This is a genomic window from Prauserella salsuginis, assembly GCF_024648885.1.
Lineage (GTDB): Bacteria > Actinomycetota > Actinomycetes > Mycobacteriales > Pseudonocardiaceae > Prauserella > Prauserella salsuginis.
Genome location: NZ_JANBBF010000009.1, coordinates 675,561 through 693,881, shown reverse-complemented (window position 1 = coordinate 693,881; position 18,321 = coordinate 675,561). Strand labels below are relative to the sequence as shown.

Below are 18,321 nucleotides of genomic sequence, written 5' to 3'. Positions count from 1 at the left end.
GAGCGGACTTCTAATGTCTCAACCATGACGGCGACGAGACCGACAGCGACCCCTGGCACCCGGATGGCCCACGACGACGCAGGACACGGACCCGCCGTCGTGCTGGTCCACGGACACCCGTTCGACCGGTCGATGTGGTGGCCGCAACGGGAACGACTGACCACGGCGGGATGGCGTGTCATCGCCCCGGACCTGCGTGGATACGGCGAAACCCCGAGCAGCGACACGTGCACCCCGCTCGAGGTGTTCGCCGGGGACCTCCTCGCCCTGCTGGACGAACTCGACGTCGAACACTTCATCCTCGGCGGCCTTTCGATGGGCGGGCAGATCGCCCTCGCGACCCATCGATTGCTCCGAGAAAGATCGGAGCAATATCGCATCAGGCGAATGCTGATCGCCGCGTCATCCCCGCACCCGGAGGACGCCACAGGCGTCCGAGCTCGTCATGCCACGGCCGACCGGCTACTGACCGACGGTATGGAACGGTTCGCCGAGGACATGCTGCCGCGGATGCTGGCCCCCGCCAGTATCCGGAGGCTTCCCGCCACCGCCCGGCACGTCCGCCGCATGATGGCCGCCGCGCCGCCGAACGGTGCCGCAGCCGCACTCCGCGGCCGCGCGATGCGGCCCGACTACCGAACCGAACTCGCCGAGGTCACGGTCCCGACGCTCGTCGTCGTGGGCCGGCACGACACCCTCACCCCGGTTCCGATCGCCCGGGACACGGCAGCCGCCCTGCCCCGGGGCCGGCTCGCCGTCCTCGACGGCACGGCACATCTGCCGAACCTGGAGCACGAGGTCGCCTTCAACGACACGGTGCAGCACTTCCTCGGCGAGACGTTCGACGGCTGAGTTTCACGCCGGAACGGCGCGCGCCGGACGATACGGGCCGGGGTGTGCCGCGAACCACGACGCGCCCCGCACCACGGCCTCCTTGTACGACGCGGCCACCCGCCCGCCGAGGATCATCCGAAGTGGACTGTCATCGCCGTCGACGGCCTGGATCACGCCGTCCCGCCTGCCGAGGCTGATGCACTGGTTGACATACCGGAAGCGCAGCCCGGCGGGCTTGCGCCCGGCCAACCGGTCGGCGATCGCCGTGCCCGCGGCCGCACTCATCGGCAACGCCGTCGCACAGGCCATGCGGAAGTCACGCCCGTTCGGCAGCTCCGGCACGGCCGCGTCGCCGACCGCGTAGACGTCCGGATGGGACACCGAGCGCATCGTCCCGTCGACGCGGATCCGCCCCGTCCCGTCGACCGCCAGTCCGGATCCGGCAGCCAACGACGGCACCGCGAAACCCGTACACGCCAGCGTGAGACCCGCGCCGACCACCCGGCCGTCGGTCAGCTGCACCGCACCGTCCCGAACATCGGCGACCGAGCCGCTGACGACCTCGATCCCGAGCCTGCCGAACACCCGCCGCAGATGCCGCTGCGCCCGGTGCGACAACCACGACCCCGGATCCACATCGGACACCACCCGCACCCGCACGGCCGGATGCCGCTCGGCGAGTTCGGTCGCCGCCTCGATACCCGTCAGCCCACCTCCCACGACGGCCACCGGACCGGGTTCGGCCGCAAGTGCGCCGACCCGATCACGCGCCCGCCACGCGTCGTCCACCGTCGCCAGCGCGACGGCGTCGTCCGGTGCGGGCGCCGCCTGACTGCCGAGCGCATAGACGAGCGTGTCGTACGGCAGCCGCTGCGCGCCGGACGAGGCCCCACGCTCCAGTACGACTTCCCTCCGGTCGAGATCGATGCCACCGGCCCTGGCCACGACGACGGTGACGCCGGGCCGTACCCGCTCACGCAACGGCCGCAGGACGATCGACTCCCCCACCGCGACCTGATGCAGTCGCACCCGCTCGACGAACGTGGCACGTTCGTTCACCAGCGTCACCTCGGCACCGTCGAGCCTGCGGGCGATCCGGTTCGCCGCCGTCACACCCGCGTAGCCACCACCGAGGATCACGATCCGATGAGCCATGAGGAACTCCTTCCGAACCCGAGCACGTCACCTCATGAACCGCACAGCGGCGCGAGAACTGACAACGGGCCGGAGTGTCACGCGTCACAACTCCGGATCACGGCACGACGAGCCGGGCGAGCTTGTCCGGGTTGGCGACGAGATAGATGTCCGCGATCGCCCCGTCGACGATATGCAGCGACACGGCCAGCACGGTCACGCCGTCGATCGAGGCCACCACGCCCGGCGTCCCGTTGATGTCCGGCAGGTCGACCACGAGGCCGGGGATGTCCCTGCTCATCCACGCCAGGTAGCGGGTCACCCGGTCGGCACCCGAGACCGGGCGGCGGGCGGCCGTGGTCTTGCCGCCACCGTCGGCCCACGCGACGACGTCCTCGACGAACAGGCTGCGCAGCGCCTCCTGGTCGGCTCCGCGGGCTGCGGACAGGAAGCGCTCGGTGATCCGCCGGCACTCCTCGGCCGACGTGGTGAACCTGGCCCTGCCGTCGGCCACGTGCCCGCGGGCCCTGCGGTACAGCTGTTGGCTGGAGACCTCGGTGATGTCGAGCACGGCCGCGATCTCCGCGTGCGAGTGGCCGAACGCCTCCCTCAGCACGAACACCGCTCGCTGCGGTGGCGTCAGCCGTTCGAGGACCACGAGCATCGCCATCGACACCGACTCACGTTCGGCGAGCGTCGTCAGCGGTTCTTCGGTGACGACGGGTTCCGGCAGCCAGGGCCCGACGTACTCCTCACGCCGGGCCCTGGCCGACGTCAGCCGGTTCAGGCACACATTGGTCAGCACCCGCGTCAACCACGCGACCGGTTCGCGCACGTCCCCGTGCTCGGCTCCCGACCAGCGGACGTACGTGTCCTGCACGGCGTCCTCGGCGTCGGCGACGGTGCCCAGCATGCGATAGGCGATGGCCGACAGCCGGCCACGCGCCTCCTCGAAGGTGCGAACGTGTTCGTCGGCGATGGACACGTCCCCACCGTAGCCACGCGGTCAGCCGACCACCCGGTCACACTCCGGCGTGCTCGACCACGTCGAACCGCAACCCGCCTTCGGACGCGACGTCGATCCGCACCGTGGCACCCTCGCCGATCTCCCCGCCGAGCAGCATCCGGGACAACACGTTGTCCACCTCGCGCTGGATCGTGCGCCGCAGCGGCCGCGCGCCGTACTCGGGCTGGTAACCGGTCTCGGCGAGCCAGCGCACCGCCTCGTCGCTGACGTCCACCTCGACTTCCTGGGCACGTGCCTTGCGCCGCGTCTCCTCCAACAGCAGCGACGTCACCTGTTCCAGCTGCTTGGAGGTGAGCTTGCGGAACACGATGATCTCGTCGATGCGGTTGAGGAACTCCGGCCGGAAGTTGTCCCGCAACCTGCGCATCAGCCGGTCCCGCAGTGGTTCGTCCCCGTCGTCGCCGCTGGATGCGGTGAAGCCGAGCGCACCCTGCGTCCCGCTCAGCACGAGTTCCGACCCGATGTTGCTCGTCATGATCAGCACCGTGTTGGTGAAGTTCACGGTCCGACCGCGGCCGTCGGTGAGCCTGCCGTCGTCGAGAACCTGCAGCAGGACGTTGAACACCTCCGGGTGCGCCTTCTCGATCTCGTCGAGCAGCACCACCGAGTACGGCGTCCGCCGAACGGCCTCGGTGAGCTGGCCCGCCTCCTCGTAGCCGACGTAACCGGGTGGGGCGCCGAGCAATCGGGAGACGGTGTGCCGTTCGCCGTACTCGGACATGTCGAGCCGGATCATGCGGCCGTCGTCACCGAACAGCGCCTCGGCGAGCGCCCGGGCCAGCTCGGTCTTGCCGACCCCGGTCGGGCCGAGGAACAGGAAACTGCCGGAGGGCCGGTCGGGCTCGGCGAGGCCCGCGCGGGTGCGGCGCACGGCCTCCGAGATCGCCTCGACGGCCTCGTCCTGGCCGACGACCCGCCTGTGGAGGTGTTCCTCCAGCTTGAGCAGTCGTTCGCGCTCCTCCTGGGTCAACTGTGCGACGGGAATGCCGGTGAGCCGCGAAACGACCTCCGCGATGTCGGTCTGCCCGACCTCCGTCTCCCCTGCCGGCCGGTCCTGGCTGCGAGTCTGCTCGATCCGTTCCCGGAGTTCGTTGATCTCGTCCCGCAGCGCCGAGGCCCGCTCGTAGTGTTCCTCGCTGACGGCCTGGTCGCGGTCGCGGGACAGTTGGTCGAGGCGGTCCTGCAACTCGGTCAGGCCTTCCGGCCGCTGCGCCGACCGCATACGCACCCGCGCCCCAGCCTGATCGATGAGATCGATCGCCTTGTCGGGCAGATGCCGGTCGGTGATGTAGCGGTCGGACATGGTGACCGCGGCGTTCAGGGCCTCGTCGGTGAACCGCACCTGATGATGCGCCTCGTACTGGTCGCGCAGCCCGTGCAGGATCTTCAGCGCGTCCGCCACGCTCGGCTCCGGCACAAGGATCGGCTGGAACCGACGTTCGAACGCGGGGTCGGTCTCGACGTTGGTGCGGTACTCGTCGAGCGTCGTCGCGCCGACGATGTGCAGCTCACCGCGGGCGAGCGCCGGCTTGAGCATGTTGCCCGCACCCATCGAGCCCTCCGACGACCCTGCCCCCACGACCATGTGCAGCTCGTCGATGAACACGATCAGCTCGTCGCGGTGTTCACGGATCTCGTCCAGCAGCGCCGTCATCCGTTCCTCGAAATCCCCGCGGTACCGGGTGCCCGCGACCATCGCCGTGAGGTCGAGCTGGATCACCCTGCGGTCGCCGAGGATGTCCGGCACCTGCCGGTCGGAGATGCGCTGCGCGAGTCCCTCAACGATCGCCGTCTTGCCCACGCCCGCTTCACCGATCAGCACCGGATTGTTCTTCGTCCGGCGGGACAGCACCTCGATGGTCTGCTCGATCTCCGTGTCCCTGCCGACCACCGGATCGAGCTCACCACCGGAAGCCAACGCGGTGAGGTCGCGGCCGTACTGCTCCAGCGTCGGTGTGTTGCTCGTCCCGCCGCCGCCTCGCGACGTCCCGGAGCCCCCGCCACGTGCCGCGGCCTGCCCTGACTGGGGCGCACCGGCTGCGCCGCCGGCTTCCGGGCCGGCCAAGCCGCGGCGGATCGTCTCGGGGGTCACACCGCCGTCACCGAGCATCCGTCCAGCCGGGGAGTCCTGGTGCGCCACGAGCGCCAGCAGGACGTGCTCCGGGCCGATGTAGCTCGAGCGCAGCTGCCGGGAGATCTGGTGAGCGTCCATCAGAATGCGCTTGGCCCCCGGGGTGAGCACCGGCGCCGACGACGGGCCGCCGGTGGAACCCTCGGACTGTTCGCCGATCCGCGTGGCTAGCGCGTCCGGATCCCCGCCCGCGCGCTGGATCAGCTCGCGACTGCCCGGCACCTGCGTCGCGCCCCAGAGCAGGTGCAGCGAGTCGAGTTCGGCGCGTCCCTGTGCGGCGACCTGTTGCACCGACGCCGACAACAGTGCCAGCGCCTGCTCGCTCATCAGCCGCGTGATGCCCAGCGGGGCCTGTCGTCCCGGCATCCCACCGCGGCTGGAACCGCCGAAGAACTGTGCCAGCAGCTGGTCGAACGGACTGGGGCCGGGGTCGCCGAAGAAGCCGGACATGGACAGCCTCCTCCTTACCGATGGCGGGATCTGCCGCGCACGTGACTACCCACTGAGCCGAGGTGTCAACCAGCCTGCCGTGTTGCGGATCCTGGGGGCCGTGTTGCGCTTTCCGGAGTTCGTGTTGTCACCTACGGGGTCGCGTGTCCGCCACGTGGGTAGACCACGGATTCCCGGTGCGCGTGGAAGACCACGCGCGTCGGCGTGCTGCGGAGGTTCTCCCGGTGCCAGTCGAACCGCCACTGCGGCACGGCGTCTCCACCCACGGAATTTCCACCCACGATCCGCGCGGTGCCGGGTCATGGTGCGTGCTGCGAGCCCGCAGGTCTGCAACACGGGCCCCGGAAAACGCAACACGGGCTCCGGAATCGACAACACGGTGGTCAGACACCAGTTAGGCGGTCGCGGTCCTGCGGAACTCGCTGGGGTTGACACCTCGGACGCGTTTGAAGGCCGCACTGAAGCCGAACGGGTCGGAATAACCCACGGCGCGGGCGACGTCGGCGACGGTCGCCGAGCTCCGCTCGACCAGCATCTCCGCGGCGAGGGTCATCCGCCAGCGCGTGAGGTACGTCAGCGGAGGTTCGCCCATCAACTCGCCGAATCGTTTGGCCAAGGTCGACCGTGACACGCGGGCGCGATCGGCCAACACGGCGACGGTCCACGGCGCCGCAGGCTCGGCGTGCATCCGTCGCAGCGCATCGCCGACGACGGGGTCGTGCTGCGCCGCCCACCACGCCGGGGGCCGGCCACCCGGCCGGTCGAACCACTCGCGCAACGTGCAGACCAACATCCAGTCCAGTAACCGATCGAGGACCACTTGCTGACCCGGCCGGTCGATCGCGACCTCCTCGGCGAGATGGTCCAGCACGCCGTCACCGGTTCCGCCGCCGTCCACACGCAACACACCGGGCAGCGCCTCCACCAGTCTGCGGCTGATCTCGCCCCGCACGGGATAGGCACCGACGATCAACGTCACGTCGGCGTCACCGCTGTCGTGCCAGCCACGGCGATGCCGCGTGCCTCCCTGGCCGGGGACCGCGCAGTGCTGCCCGCACGAGACGGGTGCGGCCCGCGTGCCGACCTCGTCGACGAAGCTGAACGGCTCCGGACCACGGACGACGACCGTCTCGCGATCACGCAGTGGGACCGGCTCACCGTGCTCCGGCACGATCCAGCCCGCGCCGCCGAGCACGGCGCACAGCGTCAACGGCGCACCGTCGGCGAAGTGCAACGACCACGGCGGCGTCAGCACCGAGCTGCCGAACAGCGACCCGTGCGCACGCACCCCGCGGATCAGGTCGTCGAACACGTCCACCGTGCCGAGCATAACCGTGCCGAGACGAATACACAGGCGACTCGGTGTCCTACCTATGGGATCGTCCGATCGACTCGGATTGACTGGTCGACATGACTACCGAGACCGCTGTGTCGACTCCGTTGCTGACCGCCGCCGACCTGGCGTTCCTCCGTCGGCCGCTGCACGGCTTCCTGTCCGTGGCGGCGGGACCGCTTCCGCCGCAACCGCGCCCCGTGTGGTTCGAGGCCACCGAGGCGGGCACCATCCAGCTGTTCACCTATCCGGACGCGCCCAAGGTACGGCGGCTGCGCCGGGACCCACGCGCCTCGATCGTCGTCGCCGCACCGGTGGGTGAACAGGAGCAGTGGATATCGGTCGCCGGTCGCGTCACGATCGAGTTCGAGGGTGCGCACGAACTGCTGGACCGTCTCGCGGCTCGGTACTGGGACCTGGACGACCCCGGGCACGCCGCCGACCTGGCCACCATGCGGTCGGAGAACTGGGCGCGCATCGTCATCCGGCCGGAGTCCGTCCGGCGTGCAACGGGCTGACGGGCCTGAAAGGCGCTGACCTGGCCCCGCGGCACCGCCCCGGCAAGTTGGGTCTCGTGTCGGCGCGTCGACGAGGAACGGCAGCCGGACGACGGGTGGGAGCGACACGAACCCCGCATGCGCAACACGCGCGGGAACGCCGTCACGCGGCAGCATGTCGGTGAGGAGTGGGGACCGGGTCACGGACGCAGAACACGCGGCGTTGAGCGCAGAACACGCGGTGCTGAATGCAGAACACGCGGCCGAGGTCGGGGTCGCCCACCTCGGCCGCGTGTCGATTCGGCGCCTTCGCGCGTGTCTGCCGACAGCCCCGGACGGTCACATGTTGATCATGTGCCCCGCGAGGCCGTGGACCGCCTCCTTGATTCCCTCGCCGAGCGTCGGGTGGGCGTGCACGTTGCGGGCGACCTCGTGCACGGTGAGGTCCCACTGCTGGGCGAGCGTCAGCTCCGGCAGCAGCTCCGTGACCTCGGGGCCGATCAGGTGGGCACCGAGGAACTCGCCGTACGCCGAGTCGGCGATGACCTTGACGAACCCGACCGGCTCGGCGAGGCCGTGCGCCTTGCCGTTGGCGGTGAACGGGAACTTCTGCACCTGCACGTCGTGGCCCGCGTCGCGTGCCTCCTGCTCGGTGAGCCCGAACGAGGCGACCTGCGGCTGGCAGTACGTCGCGCGGGGGATCATGCGGAAGTCGAGTTCCATCGTCTCGGCGTCGGCGATGGTCTCCGCGGCGATCATTGCCATCGACTCGGCGGCGTGCGCGAGCATCAGCTTCGCCGTCACGTCGCCGATCGCGAAGATGTGCCCCGCGCTGGTGCGGCCGCGGCCGTCGACGTCGATCGCGCCCCGCTCGGTGAGCCGCACGCCGGTGTTCTTGAGCCCGTAACCCTCGACGTTCGGTGTGAAGCCCATGGCCTGCAACACCTTGTCGGCCTCGAGGACCTGCTGCTGGCCGCCGGACGAGACGGTGACGCGCACCCCGGTCCCGTTGTCCTCAATGGACTCGACCTTCGTGGACGTCAGCACGTCGACGCCGAGCTTGCGGTAGCGCCTCGCCAGTTCGGCGGACACCTCTTCGTCCTCGGCAGGCACCATGCGGTCGGCGAACTCGACGATGGTGACCTGTACACCGTAGTTGTGCAGCACGTAGGCGAACTCGACGCCGATCGCACCCGCGCCGGCCACAACGATGCTGTTCGGCAGCTCCTCGGCGAGGATCTGCTCCTCGTAGGTGACCACGTTCTGGCTGCGCTGCGTACCGGGCAGCAGTTTCGGGCTGGCGCCGGCGGCGATGATGCAGTGGTCGAACGTGACCGTGTCCGTCTCGCCGTCGCTGCGCCGCACGTCGATCGCGTTCGGGCCGGTGAACGAACCACGACCGTTGAACTGGGTGATGGCATTCTTCTTCATCAGGTAGTGAATGCCCTTGACGCGACCGTCGGCGACCTTGCGGCTGCGCTGGTAGGCCGCGCCGTAGTCGAAGGTGACCTCGCCGGTCGTCTGGATTCCGAAGGTCTTGGCCTCGGACGTGAACAGGTGGGCAAGCTCGGCGTTCCGCAACAGCGCCTTCGACGGGATGCAGCCCACGTTCAGGCACACACCGCCCCAGTAGCGCTCCTCGATGATGGCGGTGTCGTACCCGAGCTGGGCCGCCCGGACCGCGGCGGTGTATCCGCCGGGGCCGGCGCCCAGGACCACAACGTCGAAGTGTTCGCTCATGGCGGCGATTATGCCCCGGACCACACCGAGGGGCCGTCACCCCGGCCACGGGCGTGACGTGGGTCGCTCTGCCGGATCGGCTACCGACCCGGCAGAGCGTCTGTGCAGGTCACGCCGGGTCGAGGACCACGACGGGGATGTCACGGTTGGTCTTGGCCTGGTAGTCGTCGTAGGACGGCCACACCGCGGCCATCAGCGGCCACAACTCGGCCTTCTCCTCGGCACCGGCGGTGCGGGCGACCGCGTCGAACTTCTCGGCACCCACCTGGACCTTCACGTGCGGGTCGGCGTCCAGGTTCTTGTACCAGCCGGGGTTGTCGGGCGCGCCGCCCTTGGACGCGACGACGACGTACGCACCACCGTGCACCTGGTAGATCAGCGCCGACTTGCGCGGCTCGCCGGTCCTCCGCCCGGTGGTGGTGAGGACCAGTGTCGGCACGCCGTTCTGCCACACGTGGCCGACCTCGCCGTCGGTCTCCTCGTACCTCTGAACGTGTTCGTCGCCGAACAGCACGTCGCTCATCGTCGGCCCCTTCGTCACGCGTCGGCTGGCTCTGCTCTCCCGTCAGCCTAGGACGTCGGCGAGCATCGCGCGGTCCACGTTTCCGCCGGAGACCACCACGACGGTGCGCCCCCGGGGCAGCTCACCCGACCGGTGGAGATAGGCGGCCAGCGGGACCGCGCCGGACGGCTCGGCGATCAACCGGCTACGGGTGGCGAGGACCCGCATCGCGTCGCGGATCTCGTCCTCGGTGACGGTCACGATGCCGTCGACGACGGCCTGGAGGTGCGCGAACGTCAACTCCGACGGCTGTGAACGCAGCCCGTCGGCGATCGTCCTGACACGGTCCTCGACCGGCCACTCGACCACCTGCCCTGCGCGCAGACTGTCGGCGGCGTCCGCGGCCAGCTCCGGCTCGACCCCGACGACGGTGGCGTTCGGGCAGAGTGCCTTCACCGCGGTGCCGACACCCGAGGCGAGCCCTCCGCCACTGATGGGGACGAGCACGAGCTCGACGTCAGGCAGGTCGTCGCCGATCTCGAGCCCGGCGGTCCCCTGACCCGCGATGATGTCGGGGTGGTCGAACGGCGGCACCAGCACCGCGCCCAGCTCGTCGACCAGCCGGTAGGCCGCCGACTCGCGCTCGCCGACGGGCACCAGGACGACCTCGGCGCCGTACATCCGCGTGCCCTCGACCTTCACCTGCGGCGTGTTCTCCGGCATCACGATGTGCGCCGCGACGCCGAGCCGCTGCGCCGCACACGCCACCGCCTGGGCGTGGTTTCCGCTCGAGTACGCCACGACGCTCGGCCTCGCTGCGACACCCTGCCCATCGACACCCTGCCCAGCTGCGCCACCCTGCCCGGCGGCACCGCCCTGCGCACCGGCCCGTTCGTCGAGCGCCGCGAGCGCGTTCACGGCACCGCGGAGCTTGAACGCGCCGATCGCCTGCAGGCTCTCGGGTTTCAACCACAGCGGCCGGTCGGTGTCGGCCCAGGGAGCGGGCAGAAGCGGGGTGCGCAGGACCTGGCCGCGAACGCGGTCGGCGGCGGTCCGGATGTCGTCGAGTGAAACGAGCTGCATACCCCGCAGTCTGCCCGCGGCCCGTTACAGCGCCAGCGTCGGGATCTCGACCCTGCGGCCCTCCCGCGCAGACCGGAGTCCCAGCTCGGCGAGCTGGACACCCCGCGCCCCGGCGAGGAAGTCCCACGGGAAGGGCTCGTCACCCGCGACGTGCCGCAGGAACATCTCCCACTGGACCTTGAACCCGTTGTCGAACTCGCCGTTGTCCGGAACCTCCTGCCACTGGCCGCGGAAGTCCTCCGTGGCCGGCAGGTCCGGGTTCCACACGGGTTTCGGCGTCATCGAGCGGTGCTGCACCCGGCAACGGCGCAGCCCGGCAACGGCGCTGCCCTCGGTGCCGTCGACCTGGAACTCGACGAGCTCGTCGCGGAACACGCGCGTCGCCCACGACGAGTTCAGCTGGGCCACGACACCGCCCGCGAGCTCGAAGATGCCGTAGGCCGCGTCGTCGGCCGTGGCCTCGTACGTCCTGCCCTGCTCGTCCACCCGCTTCGGGATGTGTGTCGCCGCAAGCGCTTGCACGGAACGCACCGGCGCGAAGATGTCCTCGAGCACGTAGCGCCAGTGGCAGAACATGTCGACGATGATGCCGCCGCCGTCCTCGGCCCGGTAGTTCCACGACGGGCGCTGGGCCTCCTGCCAGTCACCCTCGAACACCCAGTACCCGAACTCCCCGCGCACGGACAGGATCTCGCCGAAGAACCCGCCGTCGACGAGCCGCTTGAGCTTGCGCAGCCCCGGCAGGAAGAGCTTGTCCTGCACCACGCCGACCTTCACGCCCGCGTCCCTCGCCAACCTGCCGAGTTCGAGCGCGCCCTCGGTGTCCTCGGCGATCGGCTTCTCGGTGTAAATGTGCAGCCCCGCGGCGACGGCCTTGCGCACGCCTTCTGCGCGCCTGCTGGTGACCTGCGCGTCGAAGTAGATCTCGGCGCCGGAACGCAGCGCCTCGTCGAGGTCGGTCGTCCACCGGTCGAGTCCGTGTTCCTTCGCGATGGCGGCGAGCTTCGATTCGCTCCGTCCCACCAGGATCGGCTCCGGCCACAGCAGTGTGCCGTCCGGCAGGGACAGTCCGCCCTGCTGCCTGATCGCCAGGATCGACCGGACGAGGTGCTGGCGGTAGCCCATCCGGCCCGTGACACCGTTCATCACGATCCCGACGGATCGCAGTTCGTTGACCATGACGCCCTTTCTGAGGTTGCCGTGCGCGTCGGGCCGGCGGCGGTCACCGCGGCCGGCTGGAAGTCGACGCCGTTCGGGTTTCTCGGTCTCGGCCCGCTATTCGGCCGCTGCGGCCGCACCGAGGTGATCGCGGATGTGGCGGGTGGCCTTGGCGAACTCGGGTTCGGCCATCGTCGGGCCGTAGTCCCGCTCCACCGGAAGGTTCACGTCGACGACGCCGGCGACCGTTCCCGGCCGAGCGGAGATCATCACGACCTGGTCGGACAGGTACACCGCCTCGGCGATCGAGTGCGTCACCAGCAGGACGGTCGTGCCCGTCTCCTGCCAGATGCGGCGCAGTTCGACGTTCATCTGCTCCCGGGTGAGTGCGTCGAGCGCGCCGAACGGCTCATCCATCAGCAGCACCGGCGGACGGTGCAGCAGCGCCCGGCACAGCGCGACGCGCTGCTGCATGCCGCCGGACAGCTCGTGCGGCAAGGCGTCCTCGAAGCCCGAAAGCCCGGTCATCTCGATCAGCTCGTCGGCGCGGGCCGCCGCCTCCTTGGGCGGCAGTTTCCGCATCTCGGCCTGCAGCAGGATGTTCTTGCGCGCCGAACGCCACTCGAGCAGCGCCGCCTTCTGAAAGACGTAACCGATGTCCTTGCGCGGCCCGTGCACCGGTTCGCCGAACAGCCGCACATCGCCCGTCGACGCCGGCAACAGTCCCGACGCGAGCTTGAGCAATGTGGACTTGCCGCATCCCGACGGCCCGACGATGGAGACGAACTCTCCCGGTTCCACGCGCATCGTCACGTCGGTCAACGCCGTCACGTCACGCTTCTTACTGCGGAACCGCACCGTGACGTCGTCGATTTCGACCGCGTAGCCAGCCATGTGCCTTCCCCACTCCTCGGACCTGTTCTCGGGTGGCGGTTGTCCTCCGGCGATGCGGGGCGGCCGCACCGGGGTGCGCGACCGCCCCGCGTCGCCGTTACTCCTGTGCGACGAGGTCGCGCTCCCAGTACTCACCGGGCTCGCCCGCCTCGTCGATGACGCCGGCGTCGGCGAAGATGCCGATGGTCTTCTCCCAGTCCTCCGGCGTGTTGACGCCGGGACGCTCACCCTCGGTGGCATCGGTGTGGAGCAGTTCGAGCGTCTCGTCGAACTGCTCGGTCAGCACCGGCTTCGACGGCAGTTGCTCGGAGGCGCCTTCCATGGCGTCGACCGCCGCCTCGCGGTCCTGCCCCGCCTGCTCCCACGCCTCGGTGGTCGCGGCAACCATGCGCTGGGCGAGATCGCCGCGGTCGTCGAGCACGTCCTGCGCGGTGAGCAGGCCGTTGCTGTAGAAGTTCAGCCCGTGCTCGGCCCACCGCAGGTACGAGACGTCCTTGCCCGCCTTCTCCTGCATCGTCGGTCCCTGGTCGGTGGCGTAGCCGAGCAGAGCGTCGGTCTGGTCCTGCATGACCGCGGCCATCTTCCCCGCAGCATCGGTGTTCTGCACCTGAACGTCCTGTTCGGACAGTCCGTTGGCTTCGAGGAACAGCGGGAACACGTTCGTCAGGGCGTCGCCCGCCGTGCTCGCGACCGTCTTGCCCTTGAGGTCGTCCGGCGACGAGATGCCCTCCTCCGAGAAGAACTGCACGGACGAAGGCGTGGTCTGCAGGTAGACACCGATGCTCTTGACGTCGAGGCCCTGTGACACGCCCGCCAGCAGCGCAGGTGTGTCGGCCCAGCCGAAGTCGGTCTGCCCGGCCGCCGTCGCCTGTACGGTCTTCTGCGAACCCTGGCCCGCGCGGATGTCCAGCGAGATTCCGTGTTCCTCGTAGATCCCCTGCTGTTTGCCGTAGTAGAAGGGCGCGTGTTCGCCGTACGGGTACCAGTTCAGGGTGAGGGTGACCTTGTCCAGCTCCTCGCCCTCGGCGTTGGTGACGGTCTCGCCTTCCGATCCGCCGCAACCGGCGGCCAGCAGCAGCGCTGTGGCGGCCGTGCCTGCGGTGAGTGCACGTAGCTTCATTGCTCTCCTTCGACTCACTGGGCTCTCGTGGATACGGGTCAGAGGGTGGTGCTGGCGCCCTCGTCGCGGCGGCTGGCGTGCCAGGGCAGCAGGAGCTGTTCGAGCCATTCCACGATCACGAACAACAGCACGCCGAGCAGCGACATGATCAGCAGACCCGCGAACAGCACCGGGGTGTCGAGATTGCCGTTGGCCTGCAGGATCACGAACCCGAGGCCGGCGTTGGCTCCGACGAACTCACCGACGACGGCGCCGGTGACGGCCATCGTCGCGGCCACCTTCAGGCCCGAGAACAGGTGCGGCAACGACGCCGGGAATCGGATCTTCCAGAACGTCTGCCCCGACTTCGCGCCCATGGTCGAGGACAGCTGCAGCATCTCCGGGTCGACGGACTTCAGGCCCGTGACCATCGAGATGACGACGGGGAAGAACGCCATCAGCACGGCGACCAGGATCTTCGGCCCGAGGCCGAACCCGAGCCACACGACGAACAGCGGCGCGATGGCGATCTTCGGGATGACCTGTGCGAACAGCAGCAACGGGTACAGCGTCTTCTCGAGCGTGGAGGACTGCACCATGGCCACGGCCGCGACCACGCCGACCGCGATGGCGATGACGAATCCCAGGATGGTCTCGTACGTCGTGGTCCAGGTGTGCTCCCAGAAGTACTCCGGGCGTGCCGCGATGGCGTCGAACGTGTCCCCGGGGGAAGGCACCAGGTAGGGCTCGACGAGCTCGGCCGCCGTGACGCCCCACCATGCCACGAACAGCGCTGCGAGCAGCGCGAACGGCCGCCACGAGCGTTCCAGGAAGCCGCCCAGCCGCTGCCCGATCCCGGGGCGGCCGCGCTCGGCGACGCCGGAGGCTTCGCCCGCTCGCTCCCGCTGCCCGGTCCGCGCGGACTGTGTGTGCGTGACCATGACCCTCCGTTCACCGTCGAACGTGTCGCTAACAAGAACCTGATCGAAACCCGGCACACGTTGTGTGAATGCGCTTTCTGAATGCGCTTTCACGCTAGGATGTGGACAGCGTATGCAGACCGGAGAGAGCCGGTCAAGCGTCGGGTGCCGAACCGAGGGGCCTACCCTGGCCGGTGCTCATGAGACGAGCTGGGAGAGTCGCGAATGGACGATCGGCCGCACGTCACGCTCGAAGACGTCGCGCGGGAGGCTCAGGTCTCCCTCGCCACGGCATCGCGCGCACTGAACGGAACCACAAAAGTACGCTCCGACCTGCGAGAACGTGTCCTGGCAGCGGCTAACCAGCTCGCCTACACGCCCAACGCGCATGCGCAGGCGCTCGCGGGCGGAGCACACCGCACGGTCGGTGTCATCTGCCACGACGTCAGCGACCCGTACTTCGCGGGCATCTCGCGCGGGGTCATGCGCGCGGCCGACGAGGCCGGCCTGCTCGTGATGCTGGCCAGCACCTTCCGCGATCCCCAGAAGGAGATCGCCTACATCTCGATGCTTCGCGCCCAGCGGGCCTCGGCGATCCTGCTGGTCGGCTCGGGTTTCGAGGACCGGGAGTGGGAGCGGGCGCTCGCGGCCGAGATCGAGCCGTACCAGCGCGGCGGCGGCCAGGTCGCGGTGGTCAGCAGGCATCGGACGCTGCGCGTCGACAGTGTGCAACCCGAGAACCGGGAGGGCGCCGCGCAACTCGCCCGCACGCTCACGGCACAGGGGCACCGCCGGTTCGCCGTGCTGGCGGGGCCGCGCGCGCTGACCACGGTCGTCGACCGGCTCCGGGGCTTCCGGGAAGGTCTCGCCGAGGCGGGCGTCGAGCTGGCCGAGAGCCACATCGTCGAGGCGTCGTTCACGCGCGACGGCGGGCACGCCGCGATGTCCGAGCTACTGGCACGCGGACTCGACGCCACCTGCGTGTTCGCGGTGACCGACGTGATGGCGATGGGCGCGCTCGCGGCACTGCGGGAGGCGGGCAAGTCGGTTCCCGAGGACGTCTCGCTCGCCGGTTTCGACGACATCCCCGTGGTGCGCGACCTCGCTCCCCCACTGACGACCGTGGCGCTCCCCCTCGAGGAGCTGGGCGAGAAAGTCATGGAGCTGGCCGTGCGTGACAACCGCGGCAAGCGCAGCCGCATTCTCCGCATGCCGGGCACGGTCGTGGTCCGCGAGAGCACCCGCGCCCCGACTGCCCCCTGACCCGCTCCCGACCAGCCCCTGCCCCGGGCCGACACGGCGCCTTGTCGCGTGCGGCGACGGCGTCTAAGGTGTGTGAAAACGCTTTCTACAAGCGCTTTCAGCAGACATCGCAGGGTTGGGCACGTGTCGCGAAGGCCGGGCCGAGCTGCCGTGGCCAGCCGTAGTCACCCACCGGGTGCCCGAGTCCGGAGTCGTCCGCATCGAATCCCTGGCCGACGTCCGGCCACAAAGGAGTGATCATGAGCTCGTTGCTGCTTCCGTCACGCGACCGCACGCTCGAACGGTGGTCCCCGTCCGGAACGCCGGTCCGACCACCGGCCGCGGCACAAGCGACGCCGCCGACCTCGCGCATCGCCTACGCGGCCGCGCACGTGGTGGCCGACGCCTCCTGCCCCGACGACCCGACGCACGTCGTGGAACTCGACTGGGAGACGACGCTCGCCTTCCGCGAGCACCTGTGGTCGTGCGGCCTCGGGGTGGCCGAGGCCATGGACACGGCGCAGCGCGGAATGGGCCTGCACTGGCCGGCCACACAGGAACTCATCCGCCGCACCGGCGCCGCGGCCCGCGCCGGAAACCGGCCGTGGGTCGCGGGCGTCGGCACCGACCAGCTCCCGCCCGGCCCCGCCACGATCGACGACGTCGTCGGGGCGTGGCGGCAGCAGCTCGACCTGGTCGCCGGGGAGGGCGCCGTGCCGGTGGTCATGGCGAGCCGGGCCCTTGCGGCCGCGGCAGCCGGCCCCGAGCTCTATCGCGACGCCTACGGCAAGCTCCTGTCCGCCGCGGACGGCCCCGTGCTGCTGCACTGGCTGGGCGAACCGTTCGACCCGGCCCTGGCCGGCTACTGGGGGCACTCGGACGTGCGCGCGGCCGCCCGCGAGCTCGCCGCGCTCTGCGCGGAGCACGCCTCGACCGTGGCCGGCGTGAAGGTGTCGGTCCTCGATGCCGACGTCGAGCGGGAGTTCCGGCGCGCGCTGCCGGACGGAGTCGCGTGCTACACGGGCGACGACTTCAACTATCCGGAGCTCATCGCTGGTGACGAACAGGGGCACAGCGAAGCACTACTCGGGATCTTCGATCCGATCGCACCGGTCGCCGGCGCTGCGCTCACGGCCCTCGACGACGGCGACCTCACCCGGTTCCACGAGCTGCTGGCACCGACCGTGCCGCTGTCCAGGGAGATCTTCCGGGCACCGACCCCGCACTACAAGGTGGGCGTGGTCTTCCTGGCGTACCTGAACGGCCATCAGGACCATTTCCGCATGGTCGGTGGGCTCGAGTCGGCGCGGTCGATCACGCATCTGTCCGACGTGCTGCGGCTCGCCGATCGCGCCGGACTGCTGACCGACCCCGAGCTGGCCGTCTCCCGGATGCGCTCGCTGCTCGACGCCGCGGGGGTGCGCTGGTGAACCGCCTCAGCCTGAACCAGATCACCACGAAGCGCTGGTCCCTGCCGGAGGCCGTGCGCGGCTGTGCCGATCAGGGAGTCGAGTGGATCGGACTGTGGCGGGACAAGATCGCCGAGGTCGGCGCCGCCGAGACCGCACGGCTGCTCGCCGAGCACGGTGTGCGCGCCTCCTCGGTGTGCCGCGGCGGCTTCTTCACCGGTGTGACGCCCGAGGGCGCCGAGGTCGACGGGGTGGCGGGGACCCGCGAGGCGATCGACGAGACCGCCACCGTCGGTGCGGACACCCTGGTGCTCGTGGTCGGCGGGATCGCGGGCGGCGACCTCGCCGCCTCCCGCCAGCGCGTCGCCGACGCCGTCGGGGAACTCGCCCCGTACGCCGCGCAGCGCGGGGTGCGGCTCGCACTCGAACCGCTTCATCCCATGCAGTGCGCCGAACGGTCCGTGCTGTCGACGCTCGACCAGGCGCTGGAGATCGCCCAGGAGCACCCGTCCGGCGCGGTCGGTGTGATCGTCGACGAGTTCCACGTGTGGTGGGACCCGCGCATCGAGGAGTCGATCGCGAAGGCCGCGGACCGGATCGCCGGCTTCCACGTCTGCGACCAGCAGGTGCCGATCACCGACGGGCTGATGGCACGCTCGCTGCCTGGCACCGGGCCGATCGACCACCGCAGGCTGCGGTCCTGTGTCGAGGCGGCGGGCTACGACGGGCCCATCGAGGTCGAGGTGTTCGACGCCGACCTGTGGCAGCAGCCGGGTGATGAGGTGCTTCGGCAGGTGATCGCGGCCTACGAGGAGCACGTGGCACCGCGGTGAACGAGCGGACCCGCCGCCGACTTCGAGTTAGGTGG

General features: G+C 70.0%; 17 protein-coding genes. 5 read left to right on the top strand and 12 right to left on the bottom strand.

Features of this window, described 5'->3' with window-relative positions; translation table 11 throughout:
- The first annotated feature begins 24 nt into the window (after positions 1 to 24).
- Positions 25 to 852 (top strand): alpha/beta fold hydrolase, encoded by an 828-nt coding sequence (locus LY40_RS09970; protein WP_258936613.1) that lies wholly within the window; start codon positions 25 to 27, stop codon positions 850 to 852.
- Between the two features lie 3 nt (positions 853 to 855).
- Here LY40_RS09970 and LY40_RS09965 read toward each other — a convergent pair whose 3' ends face one another.
- The 5 genes from LY40_RS09965 to LY40_RS09945 form a co-directional block, all read right to left on the bottom strand.
- Positions 856 to 1,989: an NAD(P)/FAD-dependent oxidoreductase gene (locus LY40_RS09965; RefSeq protein ID WP_258936612.1), complete on the bottom strand. Its 1,134-nt coding sequence runs from the start codon at positions 1,987 to 1,989 to the stop codon at positions 856 to 858.
- 97 nt (positions 1,990 to 2,086) lie between these two features.
- Positions 2,087 to 2,953 (bottom strand): RNA polymerase sigma-70 factor, encoded by an 867-nt coding sequence (locus LY40_RS09960; protein ID WP_258936611.1) that lies wholly within the window; start codon positions 2,951 to 2,953, stop codon positions 2,087 to 2,089.
- Positions 2,954 to 2,990: 37 nt separating this feature from the next.
- Positions 2,991 to 5,576: an ATP-dependent Clp protease ATP-binding subunit gene (locus tag LY40_RS09955; RefSeq protein WP_183783721.1), complete on the bottom strand. Its 2,586-nt coding sequence runs from the start codon at positions 5,574 to 5,576 to the stop codon at positions 2,991 to 2,993.
- Positions 5,577 to 5,707: 131 nt separating this feature from the next.
- Complete coding sequence (locus LY40_RS09950) at positions 5,708 to 5,842, bottom strand: hypothetical protein (protein WP_258936610.1); 135 nt, start codon at positions 5,840 to 5,842, stop codon at positions 5,708 to 5,710.
- Between the two features lie 128 nt (positions 5,843 to 5,970).
- On the bottom strand, positions 5,971 to 6,894 hold the full coding sequence (locus tag LY40_RS09945) for an AraC family transcriptional regulator (protein ID WP_183783719.1): 924 nt from the start codon (positions 6,892 to 6,894) through the stop codon (positions 5,971 to 5,973).
- Positions 6,895 to 6,986: 92 nt separating this feature from the next.
- Here LY40_RS09945 and LY40_RS09940 point away from each other — a divergent pair, with 92 nt between their 5' ends.
- A complete protein-coding gene (locus tag LY40_RS09940) occupies positions 6,987 to 7,427 on the top strand; it encodes a pyridoxamine 5'-phosphate oxidase family protein (RefSeq protein WP_258936609.1) in 441 nt (146 codons plus the stop codon).
- Positions 7,428 to 7,745: 318 nt separating this feature from the next.
- Here LY40_RS09940 and lpdA read toward each other — a convergent pair whose 3' ends face one another.
- The 7 genes from lpdA to LY40_RS09905 all read right to left on the bottom strand — a co-directional run bounded on the left by lpdA (position 7,746) and on the right by LY40_RS09905 (position 14,823).
- Positions 7,746 to 9,146, bottom strand: coding sequence for a dihydrolipoyl dehydrogenase (gene lpdA, locus LY40_RS09935; protein ID WP_183783715.1), 1,401 nt, complete (start codon positions 9,144 to 9,146; stop codon positions 7,746 to 7,748).
- Positions 9,147 to 9,255: 109 nt separating this feature from the next.
- Positions 9,256 to 9,660 carry a nitroreductase family deazaflavin-dependent oxidoreductase gene (locus LY40_RS09930; protein ID WP_183785587.1) on the bottom strand — a complete coding sequence of 135 codons (405 nt, stop codon included), beginning with the start codon at positions 9,658 to 9,660 and terminating at the stop codon, positions 9,256 to 9,258.
- A gap of 51 nt (positions 9,661 to 9,711) precedes the next feature.
- A complete protein-coding gene (locus tag LY40_RS09925; RefSeq protein WP_183783713.1) occupies positions 9,712 to 10,731 on the bottom strand; it encodes a threonine ammonia-lyase in 1,020 nt (339 codons plus the stop codon).
- Between the two features lie 24 nt (positions 10,732 to 10,755).
- Positions 10,756 to 11,910: a Gfo/Idh/MocA family protein gene (locus LY40_RS09920; RefSeq protein ID WP_183783711.1), complete on the bottom strand. Its 1,155-nt coding sequence runs from the start codon at positions 11,908 to 11,910 to the stop codon at positions 10,756 to 10,758.
- Positions 11,911 to 12,006: 96 nt separating this feature from the next.
- Positions 12,007 to 12,783: an ABC transporter ATP-binding protein gene (locus LY40_RS09915; protein WP_183783709.1), complete on the bottom strand. Its 777-nt coding sequence runs from the start codon at positions 12,781 to 12,783 to the stop codon at positions 12,007 to 12,009.
- Between the two features lie 97 nt (positions 12,784 to 12,880).
- Complete coding sequence (locus LY40_RS09910; RefSeq protein ID WP_183783707.1) at positions 12,881 to 13,903, bottom strand: ABC transporter substrate-binding protein; 1,023 nt, start codon at positions 13,901 to 13,903, stop codon at positions 12,881 to 12,883.
- 38 nt (positions 13,904 to 13,941) lie between these two features.
- On the bottom strand, positions 13,942 to 14,823 hold the full coding sequence (locus LY40_RS09905) for an ABC transporter permease (RefSeq protein ID WP_183783705.1): 882 nt from the start codon (positions 14,821 to 14,823) through the stop codon (positions 13,942 to 13,944).
- A gap of 204 nt (positions 14,824 to 15,027) precedes the next feature.
- On the opposite strand from LY40_RS09905, the gene LY40_RS09900 reads away from it, so the two are divergent.
- The 3 genes from LY40_RS09900 (at position 15,028) to LY40_RS09890 (ending at position 18,286) form a co-directional block, all read left to right on the top strand.
- Positions 15,028 to 16,065 (top strand): LacI family DNA-binding transcriptional regulator, encoded by a 1,038-nt coding sequence (locus LY40_RS09900; RefSeq protein WP_183783703.1) that lies wholly within the window; start codon positions 15,028 to 15,030, stop codon positions 16,063 to 16,065.
- Positions 16,066 to 16,304: 239 nt separating this feature from the next.
- On the top strand, positions 16,305 to 17,474 hold the full coding sequence (locus tag LY40_RS09895; protein WP_183783699.1) for a dihydrodipicolinate synthase family protein: 1,170 nt from the start codon (positions 16,305 to 16,307) through the stop codon (positions 17,472 to 17,474).
- Positions 17,471 to 18,286: a sugar phosphate isomerase/epimerase family protein gene (locus LY40_RS09890; RefSeq protein ID WP_183783697.1), complete on the top strand. Its 816-nt coding sequence runs from the start codon at positions 17,471 to 17,473 to the stop codon at positions 18,284 to 18,286. The genes LY40_RS09895 and LY40_RS09890 overlap by 4 nt, the downstream gene beginning before the upstream one ends.
- Positions 18,287 to 18,321: the final 35 nt, after the last annotated feature.

Bases quoted from the DNA above. Each gene is read 5' to 3' on its own strand.
- LY40_RS09970 (WP_258936613.1), top strand. From the start codon at position 25: ATGACGGCGACGAGACCGACAGCGACCCCTGGCACCCGGATGGCCCAC.
- LY40_RS09965 (WP_258936612.1), bottom strand. From the start codon at position 1,989: ATGGCTCATCGGATCGTGATCCTCGGTGGTGGCTACGCGGGTGTGACG.
- LY40_RS09955 (WP_183783721.1), bottom strand. From the start codon at position 5,576: ATGTCCGGCTTCTTCGGCGACCCCGGCCCCAGTCCGTTCGACCAGCTG.
- LY40_RS09940 (WP_258936609.1), top strand. From the start codon at position 6,987: ATGACTACCGAGACCGCTGTGTCGACTCCGTTGCTGACCGCCGCCGAC.
- lpdA (WP_183783715.1), bottom strand. From the start codon at position 9,146: ATGAGCGAACACTTCGACGTTGTGGTCCTGGGCGCCGGCCCCGGCGGA.
- LY40_RS09925 (WP_183783713.1), bottom strand. From the start codon at position 10,731: ATGCAGCTCGTTTCACTCGACGACATCCGGACCGCCGCCGACCGCGTT.
- LY40_RS09920 (WP_183783711.1), bottom strand. From the start codon at position 11,910: ATGGTCAACGAACTGCGATCCGTCGGGATCGTGATGAACGGTGTCACG.
- LY40_RS09915 (WP_183783709.1), bottom strand. From the start codon at position 12,783: ATGGCTGGCTACGCGGTCGAAATCGACGACGTCACGGTGCGGTTCCGC.
- LY40_RS09910 (WP_183783707.1), bottom strand. From the start codon at position 13,903: ATGAAGCTACGTGCACTCACCGCAGGCACGGCCGCCACAGCGCTGCTG.
- LY40_RS09905 (WP_183783705.1), bottom strand. From the start codon at position 14,823: ATGGTCACGCACACACAGTCCGCGCGGACCGGGCAGCGGGAGCGAGCG.
- LY40_RS09900 (WP_183783703.1), top strand. From the start codon at position 15,028: ATGGACGATCGGCCGCACGTCACGCTCGAAGACGTCGCGCGGGAGGCT.
- LY40_RS09895 (WP_183783699.1), top strand. From the start codon at position 16,305: ATGAGCTCGTTGCTGCTTCCGTCACGCGACCGCACGCTCGAACGGTGG.